Source organism: Streptomyces sp. NPDC032091, assembly GCF_055580265.1.
In genome coordinates this window covers 1-19722 of record NZ_JBVILR010000010.1, presented here as the reverse complement: position 1 = coordinate 19722, position 19722 = coordinate 1, and the positions used below count along the sequence as shown (strand labels likewise).

Below are 19722 nucleotides of genomic sequence, written 5' to 3'. Positions count from 1 at the left end.
TGTGAGATCAGTCCAACCCTCTCGGAAAGCCCCCAAAAGGGTCACTTTCCATTCCGCAAGGAGAGTTCGTGCTCACTGTCGGTGACAAGTTCCCCAGCTACGACCTGACCGCCTGCGTCTCGCTCGAAGCCGGCAAGGAGTTCGCGCAGATCGACCAGAAGAGCTACGAGGGCAAGTGGCGCGTCGTCTTCTTCTGGCCCGCCGACTTCACCTTCGTGTGCCCCACCGAGATCGCCGCGTTCGGCAAGCTGAACGACGAGTTCCTCGACCGCGACGCCCAGATCCTCGGTGTCTCCGGCGACTCCGAGTACGTCCACCACGCCTGGCGCAAGGACCACGCCGACCTGCGTGACCTGCCCTTCCCGATGCTGGCCGACTCCAAGCACGAGCTGATGCAGGCCTGCGGCATCCAGGGCGAGGACGGCTTCGCCCAGCGCGCCGTCTTCATCGTGGACCCCAACAACGAGATCCAGTTCTCGATGGTGACCGCCGGTTCCGTCGGCCGTAACCCCAAGGAGGTCCTGCGGGTCCTCGACGCCCTGCAGACCGACGAGCTGTGCCCCTGCAACTGGAACAAGGGCGAGGACACCCTGAACGCCGGCGCCCTGCTGGCCGGTGAGTGACGGATGTCCCTCGACACCCTCAAGTCCGCCATACCGGACTTCGCCAAGGACCTGAAGCTGAACCTCGGTTCGGTCATCGGCAACCAGGACACCCTCACGCAGCAGCAGCTGTGGGGCACCGTCCTGTCCTGCGCGATCGCCGCCCGCTCCCCGCGCGTCCTGCGTGAGCTGGAGCCCGAGGCCAAGGCCGCCCTGTCCCCGGAGGCGTACAACGCCGCCAAGTCCGCCGCCGCGGTCATGGCGATGAACAACGTCTTCTACCGGACCCGGCACCTGCTCTCCGACCCGGAGTACGGCACGCTGCGCGCGGGCCTGCGGATGAACGTCATCGGCAACCCCGGCGTGGAGAAGGTGGACTTCGAGCTCTGGTCGCTCGCGGTCTCCGCCATCAACGGCTGCGGTCAGTGCCTGGACTCGCACGAGCAGGTCCTGCGCAAGGCGGGCGTGGACCGCGAGACGGTCCAGGAGGCCTTCAAGATCGCCTCGGTGATCCAGGCCGTCGCCGTCACCCTCGACGCCGAAGCGGCCCTGGCCGCCGAGTAGTCACCCGTACGAGTGGACCTCGTACGCCCCCTCCGTGCCCCCGCGGCCCTTCCGGCCGCGGGGGCACGGCGCGTTCGGCGGCTACTTCCGCAGCCGGGTCAGCAGGGCGCGCATGTCCTCGGCCATCGCCGCCTTGACCGCGTCCGCGTCGAGGTCGCTCTTGCCGCCGTCGCCGCGGCCCCACCAGTGGACGGTGAGCGTGAAGACCGCCCCGCCGTCGAGCACCTGGAGCCGGGGCGCCTGGAGCGAACCGGAGAACACCGCCCGCTCGCCCAGCCCGGGCACCCGCTCGGCCGCCAGGGGCAGCACATAGGGGTCCAGCACCGGGACGGCCGCGAACTCCGGCGCCGGGTCGGTCTTCTTGTGCAGCTCGACCAGGACCTGGGCGTAGGAGAGGAAGGCCTGGTCCTCCCTGTTCCCGTTGGCGAAGCAGTTCGACCAGTCCAGCGCGGGCCCCTCGCCGTTGCCCGGCACGCCCCGGTCCAGGCCGCCGAGGACCGTTCCGACCGCCTTCAGCGGGGTCTCCGTGCACAGCTGCTCGCTGTGCCGGTAGCGGATCGGGGGCCCGCTCTCGCCGTAGCGTTCCTGCACGACCAGGACCCCGGCGAACACCGCGGAGGCCAGGACCGCCCCGCCCAGCGCCCACCGCCAGGGCGCCGCCCGCAAGGAGCCGCTCCGCCCGGCCGGTCCGGCGGTGTCGGAGGGCGCGGCGGGCACGTCCGTGGCCCACTCCCCTTCGAGCTCGGGCTCACCGATCATCCACGGGCCTCCCGCTCCGCCGACTGGACGGAGGTGGCCCCGTGCGGGCCGGGGCCGGTCGGGGAGGCGGGAGCGAGGCGGCGCTCGCGGGAGTACGCGCGCAGGTAGACGACCACGGTGTTGGTGACGGCGACCAGCGGGACGGCGACGACCGCGCCCCCGATGCCGGCGATCATCCCGCCCGCCGCGACCGACAGCACGACCGCGAGCGGGTGGACCCGTACGGCCCGGCCCAGGATGAAGGGCTGGAGGACGTGCCCCTCGATCTGCTGGACGGCCAGGACCACGAGCAGCACCATCAGGGCGGTGAACGGCCCCTGGGTCACCAGGGCGACGACCACCGCGAGGGCGCCGGAGACCACCGCGCCGACGAGCGGGATGAAGGCGAAGAGGAAGATGAACACGGCGAGCGGCACCGCCATCGGCACCTTGAGGAAGTAGATCCCCAGGCCGATGAAGACGGCGTCGATGAGGGCGACGAGGACCGTGCCGCGCACGTACGCGGTGAGGGTGCGCCAGGCGCGCGGGCCGGCTCCGGCGACGCCGGGGCGGGCGGCGGACGGGACCAGCCCGAGCACCCAGTTCCAGATCTTCTGTCCGTCGTAGAGCAGGAACAGCGTCGAGAACATCGCGAGCAGCATGCCCGTCAGCACCTCGACGAGCACCGTCACGCCCTGGAGGCCGGCGGAGGTGATCTCCTCGGTGTTGGTGCCGATGGTCTCGCTGAGGTTCTTCGCGATGTCGTTGATCTGCTTCTCGGTCACGTGGAACGGACTGTCCAGTGCCCAGCTCTTGAGCTCGTTGATGCCCTCGCGCAGCCGGCTGGAGAGGTCGTCGAGGTTCTCCATGACCTGCCAGACCACGAACCAGCCGACCAGTCCGATGACGACGAAGCCGAGGACCGCGGTGACGGCGGTGGCGAGGCCCCGCGGCAGCCCGATCCGGCGCAGCCGGACCACGAACGGCTGGAGGAGCGCGGTGACGAGCAGGGCGGCGGCGAAGGCGAGGACGACCAGGCGGACCTCGCTGATCACCTTCATCAGCACCCAGACCATCCCGGCGAGCAGCAGCAGCCGCCAGCTGGCCTCGGCGGCGACGCGCACCCCCCAGGGGATGACGGCCGCCGGGTCGGGCCGCACGGGCGGCGGGGGCTCCTCGTACGCGGCGGGGGCCTGCGCCCGGGGACGGGCCGCGGCAGGCAGCGGCAGCGGCTCCGCGTCGGCCTCGGCCTCCGCCTCGACCTCCGCCCGCCGCTCGTCCAGGCGCGCCTCCATCCGGCTGAGCCCTCTGCCGAGCCGGCCGAGCCAGCCCGTCCTCTTCGCCATGTCGTTCCCTTCCCCCGCCCTGCGGCCACACCTCGCACGACCGTACACGCGAGGAACCCCACACCGTAGGACGGTGTGGGGTTCCCCGGGGTTGTGCGCGGGCGCGGTCCGCCGGGCCTCTAGTACCAGCCGTTGGCCTGGTGGAAGCTCCAGGCGCTGCAGGGGCTGCCGTAGCGCTCGTTCATGTAGCCCAGGCCCCACTTGATCTGGGTGGCCGGGTTGGTGCGCCAGTCCGAGCCGGCCGAGGCCATCTTCGAACCGGGGAGCGCCTGGACCAGGCCGTAGGCGCCCGAAGAGGAGTTCACGGCCTGGTAGTTCCAGGTCGATTCCTCGTTGATGATGTTGGAGAAGCACTGGAACTGGCCCGAGGGGACCAGCTGCCGGGCGATGTCCTTGACCTGGGCGATCGTGTAGGAGCCCTGGACCGGGAAGTCGCCGGCGTCGCGCGTGGCCGAGCGGCTGGCGATGCCCTCGGCGGCGTCGCGCTCGTCCTTGAGCTTCTTGGCGTCCGCGTCCTTCTTTTCCTGCTCCGCCTTCTCGGCGTCGGCCTTCTTGGACTTGGCGTCCTCGGCGGCCTGGATGCGGGCGGCTTCCTCCGCCGAGCGCTTGGCGTCGGCGTCGGCGGCGTGGGCGATGGCGTCGGCCTGCTGGGTCAGGGACCCGCTCTGGACCTGCGCCTGATCGCCGACCGGGATGTCGGTGAGGAGAGTCGCTCCGGACGCGGTCGTCTCAAGGTCGTTCGAGGCGGCGGCATCCCCAGTGGCGACGCCGACGACTGCGCCGACGGTGGTGACGGCGGTGGCCGAAGCCACGGCGAACCCCCGGACCGAGATCCGACTCACACGGTGTCCTTCCAGCAGCGTCCGCAGTGACCGCGCGACCGCAAGAGTGCCCCTTCGACACTGGACTCCGTGGTGTTCGGTCACTGGAGTACTGCGCGTATCCCCAACTGGAGATACAGGAGTGCCGTATGCGGGGCCTGACGGAAAACAGACTCTGCCGGACCTCGACGCCGCAAGGCAATTCTGCGTTGCGTGTTAAACGTCACACCAGGCACGGCGCAGCCGATTTCGCCAAAGGCCTGTGCGGAAGGACGCCGTCCGGCTAGGCTCCTGCGCCTTCGCCGGACGGCGTCAACTCACCGTCCCACTATGGGGGATTTGACCCGTACGGTCCTTCCTCGCACCCCGTGGGCGATCAGAGCGATTCGAGCATCTCCGTGACGAGCGCGGCGATCGGGGAGCGCTCGGAGCGGGTCAGCGTGACGTGGGCGAAGAGCGGATGCCCCTTCAGCTTCTCAACGACGGCGACCACTCCGTCGTACCGGCCGACGCGGAGATTGTCCCGCTGGGCGACGTCGTGGGTCAGAACCACCCGCGAATTGGCCCCGATACGGGACAGAACGGTCAACAGGACGTTGCGCTCCAGGGACTGCGCCTCGTCCACGATGACGAACGCGTCGTGGAGGGAACGGCCGCGGATGTGCGTGAGGGGCAGGACCTCCAGCATCCCGCGGTTCAGCACCTCCTCGATGACCTCGCGGCCGGCGACCGCCGAGAGGGTGTCGAAGACCGCCTGCGCCCACGGGCTCATCTTCTCGTTGGCGTCGCCCGGCAGGTAGCCGAGGTCCTGGCCGCCCACCGCGTACAGCGGCCGGAAGACCATCACCTTCTGGTGCTGCCGGCGCTCCAGGACCGCCTCCAGGCCCGCGCACAGCGCCAGCGCCGACTTTCCGGTGCCGGCCCTGCCGCCCATCGAGATGATCCCGACCTCCGGGTCGAGCAGCAGGTCCAGGGCGATGCGCTGTTCGGCGCTGCGGCCGTGCAGCCCGAAGGCGTCGCGGTCGCCCCGTACGAGCTTGACGTTGCCGTCGGCGGTGACCCGGCCCAGGGCCTTGCCGCGCTCGGACTGGAGGATCAGACCCGTGTGCACGGGCAGTTCGGCCGCCTCGGGCACGTAGAGCCGCTCCTCGGAGTAGAGGAGGTCCACCTGCTCCCCGGAGAGGGCGAGCTCGCTCATGCCGGTCCAGCCGGCGTCGGTGATGGCGAGTTCCGCCCGGTACTCCTCGGCCAGCAGGCCCACGGACGAGGCCTTGATGCGCAGCGGCAGGTCCTTGGAGACCACCGTGACGTCGTAGCCCTCGGCCTGGAGGTTGCGGGCGACCGCCAGGATGCGCGAGTCGTTGTCCCCCTGCCGGAATCCCGCCGGCAGGACGCCGGGATCGGAGTGGTTGAGCTCGACGCGCAGGGTCCCGCCCAGATCGCCCAGCGGGATGGGGGCGTCGAGGCGGCCGTGGCGGACCCGGAAGTCGTCGAGCAGGCGCAGGGCCTGACGGGCGAAGTAGCCGAGCTCGGGATGGTGCCTCTTCGCCTCCAGCTCGGTGATCACCACGATCGGGAGCACGACCTCGTGCTCGTCGAAGCGGGTGATCGCGTTGGGGTCTGCCAGCAGGACGCTGGTGTCGAGGACGTAGGTCCGCCTGTCGGACAGGCGGCGCTTTGTGCTGGTCACCACGGAAGGACGTACCCCCTCGGAAGAGGTCGGGCCATGAAGACCGGACCGGTCAACGGCGCCTGTGCCAGGGCCGCTTTCCGGCCCTCCATTCCGTCCGTGCGAACCGCACGCGCGTCCTGGTGCAAAGGGCCTCCCGGGCGGACGGCCCTGTGCCGTCCGCTGAGATGCGACACCCGTGGATCGGGCATCGACCTGCAAGGCTTATGCCCTTGAACGAGGGCGCCCATGCCATGGCATATGACGGACGCTCGGTGAAGCCCAGGTGAAGGCTTCCCGAAGGGGAGGGGTGGGACCGGAGTGGCTCCGAGGGGGTTTCGGCCGCCGGGCGTCAGGTCCCGTAGCGGCGGTGCCGGGCCGCGTAGTCGCGCAGCGCGCGCAGGAAGTCGACCTTGCGGAAGGCCGGCCAGAACACTTCGCAGAAGTAGTACTCGGAGTGCGCGCTCTGCCACAGCATGAACCCGGACAGCCGCTGCTCGCCGCTGGTGCGGATCACCAGGTCGGGGTCGGGCTGGCCGCGCGTGTAGAGGTGCTCCGCGATGTGGTCGATGTCCAGCACCTCGGCGAGCTCCTCGAAGGAGGTGCCCTTCTCGGCGTGCTCCAGGAGCAGCGAGCGGACCGCGTCCGCGATCTCCTGGCGGCCGCCGTAGCCCACGGCGACGTTGACCGTTATCCCGGTGATGTCGTGCGTGGCCTCCTCGGCCTCCTTCAGCACGGTCTGCGTGCGGGACGGCAGGATGTCCAGGTTGCCGACGTGGTGGACGCGCCAGCGGCCGTCCTCGGCGAGGCCCCTGACGGTGTTCTCGATGATGTTGAGCAGCGGGCGGAGCTCGGACTCGGGCCGGTCCAGGTTGTCCGTGGAGAGCATCCACAGCGTGACGACCTCGACGTCCGTCTCGGTGCACCAGCCCAGCAGCTCGGAGATCTTGTCGGCGCCGGCCTGGTGGCCCTGCTCCGTGGTTCCTCCGGACGCCTTGGCCCAGCGCCTGTTCCCGTCCAGGATGACGCCGATGTGCTTGGGCGACGCGTCATGGTCGAGGCGACCTTCCACCCGGCGCGCGTACAGCTTGTACACCAGGTCGCGCAGCTTCACGATCTTCCAGCCCCTCCGTGCCATGCCCCCGTGCGAATTGCGGTCTCCCCCGAGTCCCCGCCACATTACTGCGCGGCGGGATCGGGTACCCAACTCGGTAGGTCACAAGTCCGTGATAGCAAGGACAACGTGACTGATACCAATCCCTATCGGGCAGAGCCCTCCCGTTACGACTCCATGCCCTACCGGCGCACGGGCCACAGCGGACTCAAGCTCCCCGCCATCTCCCTCGGCCTCTGGCACAACTTCGGCGACGACAAGTCCCTGGAGTCCCAGCGGTCGATCCTGCGCCGCGCGTTCGACCTGGGCGTGACCCACTTCGACCTGGCCAACAACTACGGCCCGCCGCCCGGCTCCGCCGAGCTGAACTTCGGCAAGATCTTCGCCCAGGACTTCGCGCGCCACCGCGAGGAGCTGGTCCTCTCCACGAAGGCCGGCTACCTGATGCACCCCGGCCCGTACGGCGAGTGGGGCAGCCGCAAGTACCTGCTCGGGTCGCTGGACGCCTCCCTGAAGCGGATGGGCGTCGACTACGTCGACATCTTCTACTCGCACCGGTTCGACCCGCACACCCCGCTGGAGGAGACCATGGGCGCCCTCGCGTCCGCGGTCCAGCAGGGCAAGGCGCTCTACGTCGGCGTCTCCTCGTACACGGCGGAGCAGACCGCGGAGGCCGTGCGGATCCTGCGGGACATGGGCGTGCGCCCGCTCATCCACCAGCCCTCGTACTCCATGATCAACCGCTGGACGGAGGAGGACGGGCTGCTGGACACCCTGGAGGCGGCCGGCATGGGCTGCATCGCCTTCGCGCCGCTCGCCCAGGGCCTGCTGACCGGCAAGTACCTCCAGGGCATCCCGGAGGACTCCCGGGCCGCCGCCGGCAAGTCGCTGAACCCGTCGCTGCTGTCGGAAGACGTGGTGCGGCGGCTGAGCGGCCTCAACGACATCGCGGCCCGCCGCGGGCAGTCGCTGGCCCAGCTCGCGCTGAACTGGGTGCTGCGGGACGAGCGCATGACCTCGGCCCTGATCGGCGCGTCGAGCGTGAAGCAGCTGGAGGAGAACGTGGCCGCGCTGGCCGGGGCTCCGCTGTCGGAGCAGGAGCTGAAGGAGATCGACTCCTTCGCCGTCTCCACCCCCGGCACCAACATCTGGGCCCAGCGCGGCTGACCTGCGCCTTTGCCCGTGCGGTGGAGAAAAAGAAAAACGGGCCGGTCCGTGGGGGGGATACGGACCGGCCCGAGGGGGGGGTTCCACCATAACCCTTCGTAAAGCGTCCTGCGTGCATCGGCGCGAAATGATTACGCTCCGAATCCGCCCAGGAGCACTCCGGTGAAGGCTCCGGCGGCCATGAAGGGCCCGAACGCGAAGCCGGCCTTCCGGGTCGCGCGGCTGGTCAGCAGCAGGCCGAGGCCGTACACGGCCCCGTAGAGCAGCCCGAGGAAGGCCCCGGCGGCCCATACCCCCCACCCGTACCACCCAAGAGCGACCCCGAGGGGGAGCGCGAGCTTGACGTCGCCGAGACCCATGCCGGCGGGGTTGATCAGGAACAGCAGGAGGTACGCCGCGCCGAGCGCCGCCCCGCCGAGCAGGGCCCCCCGCCAGGTGCCGGCGGCGCGGGGCAGGAGGGCGGCCACGCCGAGCAGGGCGGCGGTGGCCGCGGCCAGGGGCAGGGTCAGCACGTCGGGCAGCCGGTGCACGGCGAGGTCGACGATGCCGAGCAGCACCACGAGGGGCGCCACGGCGACGAACACCGCCGCCTCGGGCCGGGCCCCGCCGGCGGCCGCCAGCGCCCCGCAGACGGCCGCGGAGACGGCGGCCGGGACCCACCGCGGGCCGCCCCCGCCCCCGGCCCCGAACCAGCCCGCGAGGGGCCGCCCGTCGGGGTGGTGCGCGCGCCAGGGCTCGCCGGGCTCGACGGAAAGCCGGTACGCGGCCCGCGGCAGCCCGGCCCCGACGGCCACGCCGTACGCGGCGGCGAGAACGATCACGACTACGCCCATCCGCCGACGGTAGCGGGGCCACTCCCGGCCCCGCGGGCGTTCGGGGCGGATCCTGTCAGCCGCGCCGGCGGAGCCTAGGGTGGCCGCATGGCCTATCAGGACGGCACCGCGACCCTCCTCACCCCCCGCGCCGCCCTCCCCCTGGAGATCGCCGCCTCCTACCGCGCCCGCACCCGCGGCCTCCTCGGCCGGGACGGGATCGAGGGGGCGATCCTCCTCACCCCCGCCGCCTCCGTGCACACCTTCCGCATGCGGTTCCCCATCGACGTGGCCTACCTCGACCGCCGCCTGCGCGTCATCGCCCTCACCACCATGCCCCCGGGCCGCCTCGGCCTCCCCCGCCCCCGCGCCCGGCACGTCCTGGAGGCCGAGGCGGGGGCGATGGCGGCCTGGGGCCTGCGAGTGGGCACCACCGTCGCACTGGAGCGTCCCGACCACCCCTAGGCCGTCGGCGCCGCCGGGCGGTAGGTTGGGGCGGTTGACGTGGGGTGTCAGGGGAGCGGCGGGCATGACGGAGAACGCGCGGGTCAAGGCGCTGGAGCAGATCATGCCGGCGACGCACGGCGCCGACGAGGACGTCGACTGGCAGGCGGCCGAGGCCGTCTGGGGGACCCGTTTCCCCTCCGACTTCGTCGCGTTCATGGGCCGTTTCGGCGCGGGGTCCATCAACGGCGAGGCCGAGATCCTGCTGCCCCTCCCGAAGCCCGGACTCCAGTGGGACCCGGCCGGGATGGCGGAGGAGACCGCCAACGCCCGGGCCGTCTGGGAGGCCGGGGGCGGCCGGGCCGCGTTCGACGTGGACCCGGAGTCGATCATCGCCTGGGGGGCCACCGCCGGCGCCGACATCCTCTGCTGGCTGACCACCGACCCCGATCCCGACCGCTGGCCGGTGCTCGTCGCCGGCCGGCACACCGCCGACGCCTTCGCGGTGTACCCGTACGGCATGGCCGAGTTCCTGCTGCGGATGTGCTCCGACGAGTTCGACGTCACCCCCGTCAGCATCACCTTCTGGGACGGCGGCCACCTCAGCTTCGTGCACTGGCGCAAGGCCCAGCGCCGCTGGCAGGAGGGCCGCAACCCCGAGACGGGCGAGCCCGACCCGTACGCCGGCGAGTTCGCCGACTAGGCCGGCGCCCGCCCCCCCACCCCCCAGCCCGTTTTCCGGAAGGAAACGGGCTTTTCGGTGTGTCTACGCGCGTTCCCTTTCGGCCCGGCATATCCGAAAACACAAACGAGGAAATGCGAATTTGGAGCATTGAACACAAAGCCCGACCCCATGGAAACAACTCCGCCGCCCTCGGGAGAGAATTCCGGCCAGGACGGGCCACGGCGGGACACCCCAGCCCGGAGCAACTCATAAGTAATAACGGGACTCGAAAGAAAATCAGGGGTATCCATCCGTGCAACGAAGAATGTTCGGCCCCGCCGCCGCGGCGACCGTGTTCGGCCTGCTCCTACCGCTGTCCGGCTGCGGGTCTTCCGGCAGCGGCGCGGGCGGCGGCACCACGCTGCGTCTGGTGGCCGCCGAATACGGCGACACCGCGGCCACCAGCTCGAAGACTTTCTGGGACAAGGTCACGAAGGATTTCACCGCCGCCAATCCCGGCATCAAGGTGCAGGTGCAGCTCCTGCCCTGGGCCGACATCGACCGCGAGGTCTCCCGTATGGTCAAGGCCGGCAATGCGCCGGACATGGCCCTCATGGGTTCCTACTCGGACTTCGCGGCACAGGGAAAGCTGTATTCCGCGGAAGAGCTCCTGTCGATCAGCGCCGAGGCGAACTTCCTCCAGCCGCTCTCCGAGGCCGGCTCGGTCGGCAACACCCTCTACGGCCTGCCCTTCGTGGCGTCGAGCCGACTGCTCTTCTACAACGACGCCCTGTTCCGCCAGGCCGGGATCACCGCGCCGAAGACCTGGTCCGACCTCACGGCCGACGCCAAGGCGCTCAAGGACAAGGGCGTGAAGTACCCCATCGCCCTGCCGCTGGGCCCCGAGGAGGCCCACGCGGAGGCGATGATCTGGGAGCTGAGCAACGGCGGCGGGTACGCCGACAGCAGCGGCAACTACAGCCTCGCCTCCGACCAGAACATCGCGACCTTCCGCTGGCTGAAGGACAAGCTGGTCACCCCCGGCCTCACCGGCCCGACCCCGCCGTCCCAGCTCAACCGCGCCGACGCCTTCGCCGCGTTCCTGCGCGGGGAGGTCGGCATGGTCAACGGCTACCCCTCGCTGCTGCACGAGGCCCGCGCCAAGGGCATGACCGTCAATGCCGTGCCCATGCCCATCTCGGACAGCCTCGGCGCGGGCGAGACCCCGCCGACCGTGGGCGTGGCCGACTGGATGATGGCGTTCAAGCAGAACGGAAAGGGCACGGAGATCGGCAAGTTCCTGGACTACGTCTACCAGGACAAGAACCTGTCGGACTTCGCCGGCCGCTACCACCTGCTGCCCTCGACGGTCTCGGCCTCCCGCACCCCCTCGGGCGGCGGCCTCGACCGCAACGACGAGCAGTTCCTGACCGCCCTGCGCGGGGCGCAGCTCTACCCCGTCAACGACCCGTCCTGGGTGACCGTCAGCGACACCATCAAGCGCAACATCGGGCACGCCGTCGACGCCAACGGCGACGCCAAGGCCGTGCTGGAGGGCATCGCCGCGAAGGCGGCCGAGGCGGGCCGGAAGAACGGCTGAAACACGGCTGAGAAGGGACCTTCGCCTCCCGTGGCGCCCCTTCCCGTACGGCAGAATGGCCGGCGGCACTTGATCCAAGAGCCGTGGCCCCGTCGCCCGACGAGCGCCCACAAGGTGCGCAGGGCGGCAGGCCTTCCTCCCGTTCCCCCCGCCCGCGGCGGCTAGTTGCCGGTGTGTTCCGCCGCGAACGCCGTCCGGTACTGCTCGCAGCCGGAGTTCCAGCGCAGGGTGCCGCCGACCGTGGCGTAGCCGGGGCGTTCCAGCGTCCATTCCACCGTGTAGTCCCCGGTGTCGCACGCGATCCGCTTGTTCCCCGCGACCTTCTGGCTCCCGGTCGCCGCCTGGCCCTTCAGCTCCTTGTGCACCTCCCCGACCGCGCTGCCCCGCGCGTCGCGCAGGACGGCGTGCAGCGTGAGGGCGTGCTTGCCGTTCTTCGTGGTGAGGCCCTTGTTCACCAGGACGTCGGAGACCGTCCAGGCGAACTCGTACGAGGGCATCCAGGCCAGCGTGTCGGGGTCCCCGGTCTTGCGTTCCCATTCGGGGGCGGCCGCCGATCCCGGCCGGGTGACGGTCTTGTACTGCACGCCGGGGTGGAAGCGGACCTGTCCTTCCACCTTGTGCTTCTGGTCCTTGCTCCACGCCTTCCCACTCCCGACCGGGTCCTGGGGGAGGTTCCCCTTGCCGTCGGCGGCGGTGGCGGCCGCCTGGCCGAGGGCGGGGGTGAGGGCCGCGAGGGCGGCGGCGGTGGTGAGAGCGGCGGTGCGGGTGCGCTTCATGCCCGGTCCAACGGCACCTGCGGCGGGGCCGGAACGTGGCCGCGCGCGCGTTCACCCGTACGTGAGCGGGGCGTGCGGGCGCAGGTGACAGATTCCGGCCACGCCGGGCATATGAGCCGACCGGCTCTGGTTGTCTGTGCGCGAACGACGCGATGATCGACAGATGGTTACGGGGGATGTCATGAGCGTGACGGTGAACGGTACGGTGGAGGCGGGCTGGGAGCCGGTGCGGGAGGCGTTCGAGGCCTTCGTCGCGGCGGAGCCGCACTCCCCGGAGGCCCAGCTGGCGGTACGTCACCACGGCCGGCCCGTGGTGGACCTGTGGGGCGGCGAGGAGACCGACGGGGACACCCTGAGCGGGGTCTTCTCGATCACCAAGGGCGCCGCCCACCTGGTGCTGGCCCTGCTGGTGCAGGAGGGCGTACTGGACCTGGACGCCCCGGTGGTGGAGTACTGGCCCGAGTTCTCGGGCGACGGCAAGGAGCGGCTGACGCTGCGACAGCTGGTCGCGCACGGCTCCGGGCTGATCGCGGTGGACGCGTTCTCGTACGAGCTGATGGCGGACGACGCCCTCGTGGCGGCCGCGCTGGCCGGGCAGAAGCCGCGCTGGGAGCCGGGGACGGCGTACGGCTACCACGCGTTCGTGATCGGCGCGCTGACCGGCGAGGTGGTGCGCCGGGTGACGGGCCGTTCGATCCAGGAGGTCTACGAGGGGCGGGTGCGGGCGCCGTACGGGCTGGACCTGTACATGGGGCTGCCGGCCGCGCTGGAGGGCCGCTGGAAGCCGGTGCTGGAGATGCTGCCGACGCCGGCGCAGCTGGAACTGCTGGCCTCGGGCGGGCCGATGCCGGAGCTGATGCGGGTGGCCTTCAACATGCACCACGAGCCGCCGATGGACATGGTCGCGTACGCCAACCACCCGAAGGTGAAGGCCCTGGGCCCGGCCTCGGCCGGCGGTGTGGGCACCGCGCGCGGGGTGGCGGCGATGTACGCGGCCGCGATCAGCGGGCTGGAGGGGCTCCCGGCGCTGCTCGCCCCGGGGACGGCGGCCGAGGTGGCGCGGCTGCACACGCCGGGCCAGGACGCGGTCGTCCTGGAGGCGGACCACTTCGGGCTGGGCTTCGAGAAGCAGCACGCTGTGGGCCCGGAGGCGTTCGGGCACTGCGGCGCGGCGGGGGCCAACGGCTTCGCCGACCCGGTGACGGGCATCGCGTACGGGTACACGCGCCGCCGCTTCGGCTTCCCGGGCGGGCTGGCCCCGGAGAACGGGCCGCTGACGGCGGCGGTGCTCCGGGTGGCGCGGGGGCTGTAGGGCCCCGGGGGGCGGCGGTCAGGCCTGGCCGGTCTCGAAGCGGCTGACGCGTCCGTCCTCGACGGTGAACCGCCAGGCGGTGCGCATCGCGCCCCAGGTGTCGTTGCGGTAGTCGGCGACCAGGGAGCGGCCCCCGTCGGCCTCGGACTCGACGTCCATGTGGGCGTTGGAGGAGAAGATCTCCCGCTCGGCCCAGTCGTTCAGGTCGCGGTCGCTGCCGTCGTCGGACATGGTCGCGCCGGGGGTCAGGGCCGCACCGAAGGCCTGCCGGTCGCCCGCGTTGACGGCGGTGACGAAGGCGCGGACGGCGGGGTCGCCGAGCTGGTGTTCGGGGATCACGGTGGTCTCCTGGCGGGTGCGTGCGTACGGGCTGCGCGCGTACGGGGCGGCGTGCGCGACCAGGGAACACCGCGGGCGGCTCCGGGTGGCAGACCGTCACCCGTTCGCCGCGCGACGGCGTGTCAGGGGGCGGTGCGGACCGGGAATCCGGTCGGCCGCCCCTCGTCCTTCAACCAGGCCAGGACCTGGTCGAGGGCGGCGACGGTCTGGCGGCGGTCGCCGCCCCCGTCGTGGAAGAGGATCGTGGGGCCGTTGCCGATCTCGCGCTTGACGTTGGCGACGATGGCGGCGGTCCCGGGCCTGCCGAAGTCCTTGGTGTCGACGTTCCAGCCGAGCGGGCGCATCCCGGCGGCCGCGGCGATGCGGCGGCTGTCGGGGGTGAAGGCCCCGCCCGGGGCGCGGTAGTACTCGACCTTCGCGCCGCCGCCCGCGGCCTCCTCGATCAGCTTCTTCGCGTCGAGGATCTGCGCCTGCTGGTAGGCGACGGGCTTGGCGGCCATCGTCGTGTCGTGGTCCATGGTGTGGTCGCAGAGCCGGTGTCCGGCCGCGACAACCTCCTTGACCAGGTCGGGGTGAGCCCTGGCCTGCGGTCCGATCATGCAGAAGACGGCCTTCACGTCGTACTTGGCCAGGACGTCGAGGACCTGGGGGGTCCAGCGGGGGTCGGGGCCGTCGTCGATGGTGATGTCGACGGCGTTCCCGCCGGCCTCCGAGGCGTGGGCGATGGTGTCGGGCACGGCGGAGGAGGGCGTCCCGGCGGGAGCGCCCGGCTTGCCGTCCTCCGCCGCGCCGCCCTGGCGTGACGCGTTCTCGTGGCGGGGAACGTGGTGGTCTTCCCCGGCGGGGAGCAGGGCGGCGGCCCCCCACACGGTGGCGGCGACGGCTGCGGCCGAGGCCGCGACGGCTATCCGGGCTCGGAGGCTGTGCTTCTGCGTGCGCGTCATGTGGATCAGGACGCCTTCGAACCTGAGAAAGTTCCCCTCAATTGCCCCATAAATTCCAGGTAATGAGGACTTTGGTCCTTTATGGCCACAGTAGTCACGGGGGTCTCGCCGGCCCCCGGAGGAACGCGAAGAGGCGGGTGGGGCCCGGGAAGTCCCGGGCCCCACCCGCCTCTTGGGCGGTGCGCGTCAGTGGGCGAACGAGTCCGCCGGGGAGGACGCGGCCTGGGCGTTCCCGCCGCCGGCCGGGGCCGGGCCGGCGCCCCGCAGCGGGACCTCCTTGACGAACCAGGCGAGCGCGAAGCCGATGACGGCGATGGCCGCGCCGAGCAGGAACGCCGAGTGCGTGCCGGCGGCGACCGCGTGCTGGTAGGCGTCGCGGACGGCCTCCGGCAGCTTGGCCAGGCTGGCCGCGTCGAGCTGGGCGGAGCCGGAGGCCTTGGCGGCCTGCGGGCCGAGGCGCTCGGACATGGTGTCCGTGACGCGGGAGGTGAACAGCGAACCCATCAGGGCGACGCCGAAGGAGCCGCCGAGGGTGCGGAAGAGGGTGGCCGACGAGGAGGCGACACCCATGTCCTTCATCTCCACGCTGTTCTGGGCGACCAGCATGGTGATCTGCATCAGGAAGCCGAGGCCGGCGCCGAGGACGGCCATGTAGAGGCCGGAGACCAGGCGCGTGGTGCCGGTGTCCATGGTCGCGAGGAGGAACAGTCCGGCGACCATGAGGGCGCCGCCGACGATCGGGAAGACCTTGTACTTGCCGGTGCTGGTGGTGATGCGGCCCGCGATGAGCGAGACGACCATCATCGACAGCAGCATCGGCAGGAGCAGCAGGCCGGAGTTGGTGGCGGAGGCGCCCTGGACCGCCTGCTGGAAGAGCGGGAGGTAGAGCACGCCGCCGAACATGGCGAAGCCGACGAGGAAGCCGATGACGGACATCAGGGTGAAGTTGCGGCTGCGGAAGATGTGCAGCGGCATGACCGGCTCGGCGGCCTTGGTCTCGGCGTAGAGGAAGGCGGCGACGGACAGGACGCCCGCCACGATCAGGCCGATGATCTGCCCGGAGCCCCAGGCGTACTCGGTGCCGCCCCAGGTCGTCACGAGGACGGTCGAGGTGATGGCCACGGTCAGCAGGGCGGCACCCAGGTAGTCGATCTTCCCCTGCGCCTTCTTCTTGGGCAGGTGCAGCACGGCGCTGACCATCGCGAGGGCGACGGCGCCGAGCGGGAGGTTGATGTAGAAGGACCAGCGCCAGCCCATGTGGTCGGTGATGGTGCCGCCGACGAGCGGGCCGCCGATCATGGCGAGGGCCATCACGCCGGCCATCATGCCCTGGTACTTGCCTCGCTCGCGGGGCGGGATGAGGTCACCGATGATCGCCATGACGCCGACCATCAGACCGCCGGCGCCCAGGCCCTGGATCGCCCGGAAGCCGATCAGCTGGCCCATGTCCTGGGCCATGCCGCTGAGCGCGGAGCCGATGAGGAAGATGACGATCGAGGTGAGGAAGGAGCCCTTGCGCCCGTACATGTCGCCGACCTTGCCCCAGATGGGCGTCGAGGCGGCGGTGGCCAGGGTGTAGGCGGTGACCACCCAGGAGAGGTGTTCGAGGCCGCCGAGCTCGCCGACGATGGTCGGCATCGCGGTCCCGATGATCATGTTGTCGAGCATGGCGAGCAACATGGCGATCATCAGCGCCATCAGGACGACGCGGACGCTGCGCGGCTTCACCTCCTCCGCGCTGCCGGCCTGCTTCACTGCGTCGCTCATGTCCACTCCCCGTGACACCGATCTCTTCTTCCCTGCGCGGACACTTACTTGCCGCCCGGCTAGTTCACTACACTGGGGAAGGTAGACCCGTCACTAGCCGGGCGTCAAGTAAGTTCGTGGGGAGACACATGTCCAGCAGCTCCAGCGGCACGGGACCGCAGGTCAAGCGCGGGAACACGCGCCAGCGCATCCAGGAGGTCGCGCTGGAGCTCTTCGCCGAGCAGGGGTACGAGAAGACCTCGCTGCGCGAGATCGCGGAGCGGCTCGACGTCACGAAGGCGGCGCTGTACTACCACTTCAAGACCAAGGAAGACATCATCATCAGCGTCTTCGAGGACCGCACCCGGCCCATCGACGAGCTGATCGAATGGGCGAAGGAACAGCCCCGGACGCTGGAGACCAAGCGCGAGATGCTGCGCCGCTACAGCGAGGCGATGGTCGCGGGTACGCAGCTGTACCGGTTCATGCACGAGAACCAGGCGACGATGCGCGAGCTGAGCATCGGGGAGACCGTCAAGCAGCGCATCTTCACCCTGGTCGAGCTGCTGCGCACGGAGGACGGGCCGCTGGCGGACCAGGTGCGCTGCGTGAGCGCCCTGTTCACCCTGCACGCGGGGATGATGTTCCTCCAGCACGTGGACGAGGCCGACCCGGAGGCGACCCGGCTGGCGGCCCTGGAGGTCGCGACCGACCTCATCACCCGCGCCCACGGCGGCGCCTAGCCGCCCGCGCCCGCCGGGCGGCCCCCGACTCCCCCGGGTGGGCGATACGGGGGCCGGGGCCGGGCGGGTACCGGCGCGTCGGGAGGGCGGCGGGCCCGCGGGCCGGTAGTCGAAGGGGGTACACGCCCGGCGGCGGGGCTCCCAGGCCGCGGGGCCGTGAGGCTGCGAGGCTCCCCGGAGGACCCGATGACGGCACTGGACCCCTCACCCCCACCGGAGGTCGCGGCGCGGACCGTGCGGCGGGTCCGGCAGGGCTCGGCGGTACTGCGCTGGCTGTCGACCACCGACCACAAGGTGATCGGCAACCTCTACCTGGTGACGGCCTTCTGCTTCTTCCTCTTCGCCGGGGTGCTCGCACTGGTGATGCGGGCCGAGCTGGCCCGGCCGGGGCTCCAGATCGTCTCGAACCAGCAGTACAACGAGCTGTTCACCATCCACGCCACGATCATGATGCTGCTGTTCGCGACGCCGACCTTCACCGGCTTCGCCAACGCCGTGATGCCGCTCCAGATCGGCGCGCCGGACGTGGCCTTCCCCCGGATGAACGCCTTCACCTACTGGGTCTACCTCTTCGGCGGCCTGATGGTGGTCTCCGGGTTCCTGACCGCCGACGGGGCGGCGGCCTTCGGCTGGTTCGCGTACGCCCCGCTCAACGGGGCCGTCCACTCCCCCGGGACGGGCCCCGACCTGTGGGCGATGGGGCTGGCGGTGGCGGGTCTGAGCACCATCCTCGGCGCGGTCAACTTCATCACCACGATCGTCTGCCTGCGCGCTCCGGGCATGACCCTGTTCCGGATGCCGATCTTCACCTGGAACGTGCTGTTCACGTCCATCCTGGCGCTGCTGGCGTTCCCCGTGCTCACGGCCGCGCTGCTGGCCCTGGAGGCGGACCGCAAGTTCGGCGCGCACGTCTTCGACGCGGCGAACGGGGGCGCGCTGCTGTGGCAGCACCTGTTCTGGTTCTTCGGGCATCCGGAGGTCTACATCGTCGCCCTGCCGTTCTTCGGCGTGGTCAGCGAGATCGTGCCCGTCTTCAGCCGCAAGCCCATGTTCGGTTACGTGTCCCTGATCGGGGCGACCATCGCCATCACCGGCCTGTCCGCGACGGTGTGGGCCCACCACATGTTCGCGACCGGCGCGGTCCTGCTGCCGTTCTTCTCCCTGCTGTCCTTCCTGATCGCCGTGCCGACGGGGGTGAAGTTCTTCAACTGGATCGGCACGATGTGGCACGGCTCGCTCTCCTTCGAGACGCCGATGCTGTGGTCGATCGGCTTCCTCGTCACCTTCCTGCTGGGGGGACTGACCGGGGTGCTGGTCGCCTCGCCGCCGCTGGACTTCCACCTGACCGACAGCTACTTCGTCGTCGCCCACCTCCACTACGTCCTCTTCGGCACGATCGTCTTCGCCACCTTCGGCGGGCTCTACTTCTGGTGGCCCAAGCTGACCGGCCGGATGCTGGACGAGCGGCTGGGCAAGCTGCACTTCTGGACCCTCTTCCCCGGCTTCCAGCTGACCTTCCTGGTCCAGCACTGGCTGGGCGAGATCGGCATGCCGCGCCGGTACGCCGACTACCTGGCGTCCGACGGGTTCACCCTCCTCAACACCCTCTCCTCGACCGGCGCCTTCCTCCTGGGGATCTCGACGCTGCCCTTCCTCTACAACGTGTGGAAGACGCAGGGCGGGGGCGAGCGGGTGGGCGTCGACGACCCCTGGGGCTGGGGCCGCTCCCTGGAGTGGGCGACGAGCTGCCCGCCGCCGCACCACAACTTCCACGCCGTGCCGCGGATCCGCTCGGAGTCCCCGGCCTTCGACCTGCACCACCCGGAGGTGCCCCGTGAAGGCTGAGGCCTGGCTGTTCACCGGAACGGCCCTGTTCTTCGGGGTCACCACCGTCGTCTACCGCTGGTTCTCCACCGACCCGGCGGGCAGCTCCGCGCTGTGCGTGTCCTTCGTGATGTCCGGGCTGGTGGCCGCCTTCCTGTGGCGCCAGCACCTGCGGGGCGGGGAGCGGCCGGAGGACCGCGGGGACGCCGAGGTGCTGGAGGCGTCCGGCCGCCGGATCTTCTTCCCCGACCGCAGCTTCCACCCCGTCCTGACCGCCCTCGGCGCCGCGCTCATGGGGCTGGGCGTGGTCCAGGGGCTGTGGCTGTTCCTGATCGGCTTCGGGGTCCTGGCCGCAGGCCTCTTCGGCTTCGCCTTCCAGAACCTCGACCACCCGGAGCAGGACTAGACGAGTAAGTCCGAAGTCCTGGTCAGTGGTCGTAGGCGATCAGTGATCGTGTGATCGGTGTTCCGGTGGCCCGGTTGTGCCAGATCGCGGC

Annotated in this window: 20 protein-coding genes; 10 read left to right on the top strand and 10 right to left on the bottom strand. The window is 70.8% G+C overall.

All coding sequences use genetic code 11. From position 1 onward, the window contains the following. Positions 1-68: 68 nt before the first annotated feature. Both ACZ5NJ_RS17950 and ACZ5NJ_RS17945 read left to right on the top strand, forming a co-directional pair. Complete coding sequence (locus tag ACZ5NJ_RS17950) at positions 69-623, top strand: peroxiredoxin (RefSeq protein ID WP_344164315.1); 555 nt, start codon at positions 69-71, stop codon at positions 621-623. A 3-nt stretch (positions 624-626) separates the two neighbouring features. Further along, on the top strand, positions 627-1166 hold the full coding sequence (locus tag ACZ5NJ_RS17945) for an alkyl hydroperoxide reductase (protein ID WP_125601103.1): 540 nt from the start codon (positions 627-629) through the stop codon (positions 1164-1166). Positions 1167-1247: 81 nt separating this feature from the next. Here ACZ5NJ_RS17945 and ACZ5NJ_RS17940 read toward each other — a convergent pair whose 3' ends face one another. From ACZ5NJ_RS17940 to ACZ5NJ_RS17920, 5 genes are all read right to left on the bottom strand, one after another. Continuing rightward, positions 1248-1925, bottom strand: a complete 678-nt coding sequence (locus tag ACZ5NJ_RS17940) for a hypothetical protein (RefSeq protein WP_468765980.1) — start codon at positions 1923-1925, stop codon at positions 1248-1250. Next, entirely contained in the window at positions 1922-3250 is a 1329-nt protein-coding gene (locus ACZ5NJ_RS17935; RefSeq protein ID WP_468765978.1) for an AI-2E family transporter, read from the bottom strand. Before ACZ5NJ_RS17935 ends, ACZ5NJ_RS17940 begins: the two co-directional genes overlap by 4 nt. A gap of 119 nt (positions 3251-3369) precedes the next feature. Then, positions 3370-4092: an aggregation-promoting factor C-terminal-like domain-containing protein gene (locus tag ACZ5NJ_RS17930; protein WP_468765976.1), complete on the bottom strand. Its 723-nt coding sequence runs from the start codon at positions 4090-4092 to the stop codon at positions 3370-3372. A gap of 355 nt (positions 4093-4447) precedes the next feature. Further along, complete coding sequence (locus ACZ5NJ_RS17925) at positions 4448-5764, bottom strand: PhoH family protein (protein ID WP_468765974.1); 1317 nt, start codon at positions 5762-5764, stop codon at positions 4448-4450. Positions 5765-6092: 328 nt separating this feature from the next. Continuing rightward, positions 6093-6854, bottom strand: coding sequence for an isoprenyl transferase (locus tag ACZ5NJ_RS17920; protein ID WP_468766196.1), 762 nt, complete (start codon positions 6852-6854; stop codon positions 6093-6095). Between the two features lie 129 nt (positions 6855-6983). On the opposite strand from ACZ5NJ_RS17920, the gene mgrA reads away from it, so the two are divergent. After that, the gene (mgrA, locus tag ACZ5NJ_RS17915) at positions 6984-8021 is read left to right on the top strand and encodes an L-glyceraldehyde 3-phosphate reductase (protein WP_468765972.1); all 1038 of its coding nucleotides are present in this window, start codon (positions 6984-6986) and stop codon (positions 8019-8021) included. Positions 8022-8152: 131 nt separating this feature from the next. Here mgrA and ACZ5NJ_RS17910 read toward each other — a convergent pair whose 3' ends face one another. Next, positions 8153-8854, bottom strand: a complete 702-nt coding sequence (locus ACZ5NJ_RS17910) for a prepilin peptidase (RefSeq protein ID WP_468765970.1) — start codon at positions 8852-8854, stop codon at positions 8153-8155. 87 nt (positions 8855-8941) lie between these two features. Between ACZ5NJ_RS17910 and ACZ5NJ_RS17905 the strand changes: the two genes are divergently transcribed. From ACZ5NJ_RS17905 to ACZ5NJ_RS17895, 3 genes are all read left to right on the top strand, one after another. Continuing rightward, a complete protein-coding gene (locus tag ACZ5NJ_RS17905; RefSeq protein ID WP_468765968.1) occupies positions 8942-9298 on the top strand; it encodes a DUF192 domain-containing protein in 357 nt (118 codons plus the stop codon). A 64-nt stretch (positions 9299-9362) separates the two neighbouring features. Further along, entirely contained in the window at positions 9363-9980 is a 618-nt protein-coding gene (locus ACZ5NJ_RS17900) for an SMI1/KNR4 family protein (RefSeq protein WP_468765966.1), read from the top strand. Positions 9981-10254: 274 nt separating this feature from the next. Beyond that, on the top strand, positions 10255-11541 hold the full coding sequence (locus tag ACZ5NJ_RS17895; protein WP_468765964.1) for an extracellular solute-binding protein: 1287 nt from the start codon (positions 10255-10257) through the stop codon (positions 11539-11541). A 161-nt stretch (positions 11542-11702) separates the two neighbouring features. Here the strand turns inward: ACZ5NJ_RS17895 and ACZ5NJ_RS17890 are convergent, their stop codons facing one another. Next, entirely contained in the window at positions 11703-12317 is a 615-nt protein-coding gene (locus tag ACZ5NJ_RS17890; RefSeq protein ID WP_468765962.1) for a hypothetical protein, read from the bottom strand. A gap of 181 nt (positions 12318-12498) precedes the next feature. On the opposite strand from ACZ5NJ_RS17890, the gene ACZ5NJ_RS17885 reads away from it, so the two are divergent. After that, positions 12499-13629 (top strand): serine hydrolase domain-containing protein, encoded by a 1131-nt coding sequence (locus ACZ5NJ_RS17885; RefSeq protein WP_468765960.1) that lies wholly within the window; start codon positions 12499-12501, stop codon positions 13627-13629. Positions 13630-13647: 18 nt separating this feature from the next. Here ACZ5NJ_RS17885 and ACZ5NJ_RS17880 read toward each other — a convergent pair whose 3' ends face one another. From ACZ5NJ_RS17880 to ACZ5NJ_RS17870, 3 genes are all read right to left on the bottom strand, one after another. Beyond that, positions 13648-13968 carry a nuclear transport factor 2 family protein gene (locus ACZ5NJ_RS17880; protein WP_468765958.1) on the bottom strand — a complete coding sequence of 107 codons (321 nt, stop codon included), beginning with the start codon at positions 13966-13968 and terminating at the stop codon, positions 13648-13650. Between the two features lie 122 nt (positions 13969-14090). Further along, a complete protein-coding gene (locus ACZ5NJ_RS17875) occupies positions 14091-14912 on the bottom strand; it encodes a polysaccharide deacetylase family protein (RefSeq protein WP_468765956.1) in 822 nt (273 codons plus the stop codon). A 186-nt stretch (positions 14913-15098) separates the two neighbouring features. After that, positions 15099-16679, bottom strand: coding sequence for an MDR family MFS transporter (locus ACZ5NJ_RS17870; RefSeq protein WP_468765954.1), 1581 nt, complete (start codon positions 16677-16679; stop codon positions 15099-15101). A 128-nt stretch (positions 16680-16807) separates the two neighbouring features. Between ACZ5NJ_RS17870 and ACZ5NJ_RS17865 the strand changes: the two genes are divergently transcribed. The 3 genes from ACZ5NJ_RS17865 (at position 16808) to ctaF (ending at position 19631) form a co-directional block, all read left to right on the top strand. Further along, positions 16808-17401 carry a TetR/AcrR family transcriptional regulator gene (locus tag ACZ5NJ_RS17865; RefSeq protein WP_468765952.1) on the top strand — a complete coding sequence of 198 codons (594 nt, stop codon included), beginning with the start codon at positions 16808-16810 and terminating at the stop codon, positions 17399-17401. 186 nt (positions 17402-17587) lie between these two features. Further along, positions 17588-19246, top strand: coding sequence for an aa3-type cytochrome oxidase subunit I (gene ctaD / locus ACZ5NJ_RS17860; RefSeq protein WP_468765950.1), 1659 nt, complete (start codon positions 17588-17590; stop codon positions 19244-19246). Next, positions 19236-19631 (top strand): aa3-type cytochrome oxidase subunit IV, encoded by a 396-nt coding sequence (gene ctaF / locus ACZ5NJ_RS17855; RefSeq protein WP_468765948.1) that lies wholly within the window; start codon positions 19236-19238, stop codon positions 19629-19631. The genes ctaD and ctaF overlap by 11 nt, the downstream gene beginning before the upstream one ends. Positions 19632-19722: the final 91 nt, after the last annotated feature.

Coding starts and splice junctions, on each gene's coding strand:
- ACZ5NJ_RS17910 (WP_468765970.1), bottom strand. CDS start 8,854: ATGGGCGTAGTCGTGATCGTTCTCGCCGCCGCGTACGGCGTGGCCGTC.
- ACZ5NJ_RS17885 (WP_468765960.1), top strand. CDS start 12,499: ATGAGCGTGACGGTGAACGGTACGGTGGAGGCGGGCTGGGAGCCGGTG.
- ACZ5NJ_RS17865 (WP_468765952.1), top strand. CDS start 16,808: ATGTCCAGCAGCTCCAGCGGCACGGGACCGCAGGTCAAGCGCGGGAAC.
- ACZ5NJ_RS17890 (WP_468765962.1), bottom strand. CDS start 12,317: ATGAAGCGCACCCGCACCGCCGCTCTCACCACCGCCGCCGCCCTCGCG.
- ctaD (WP_468765950.1), top strand. CDS start 17,588: ATGACGGCACTGGACCCCTCACCCCCACCGGAGGTCGCGGCGCGGACC.
- ACZ5NJ_RS17900 (WP_468765966.1), top strand. CDS start 9,363: ATGACGGAGAACGCGCGGGTCAAGGCGCTGGAGCAGATCATGCCGGCG.
- ACZ5NJ_RS17935 (WP_468765978.1), bottom strand. CDS start 3,250: ATGGCGAAGAGGACGGGCTGGCTCGGCCGGCTCGGCAGAGGGCTCAGC.
- ACZ5NJ_RS17905 (WP_468765968.1), top strand. CDS start 8,942: ATGGCCTATCAGGACGGCACCGCGACCCTCCTCACCCCCCGCGCCGCC.
- ACZ5NJ_RS17870 (WP_468765954.1), bottom strand. CDS start 16,679: ATGAGCGACGCAGTGAAGCAGGCCGGCAGCGCGGAGGAGGTGAAGCCG.
- ACZ5NJ_RS17875 (WP_468765956.1), bottom strand. CDS start 14,912: ATGACGCGCACGCAGAAGCACAGCCTCCGAGCCCGGATAGCCGTCGCG.
- ACZ5NJ_RS17940 (WP_468765980.1), bottom strand. CDS start 1,925: ATGATCGGTGAGCCCGAGCTCGAAGGGGAGTGGGCCACGGACGTGCCC.
- ACZ5NJ_RS17945 (WP_125601103.1), top strand. CDS start 627: ATGTCCCTCGACACCCTCAAGTCCGCCATACCGGACTTCGCCAAGGAC.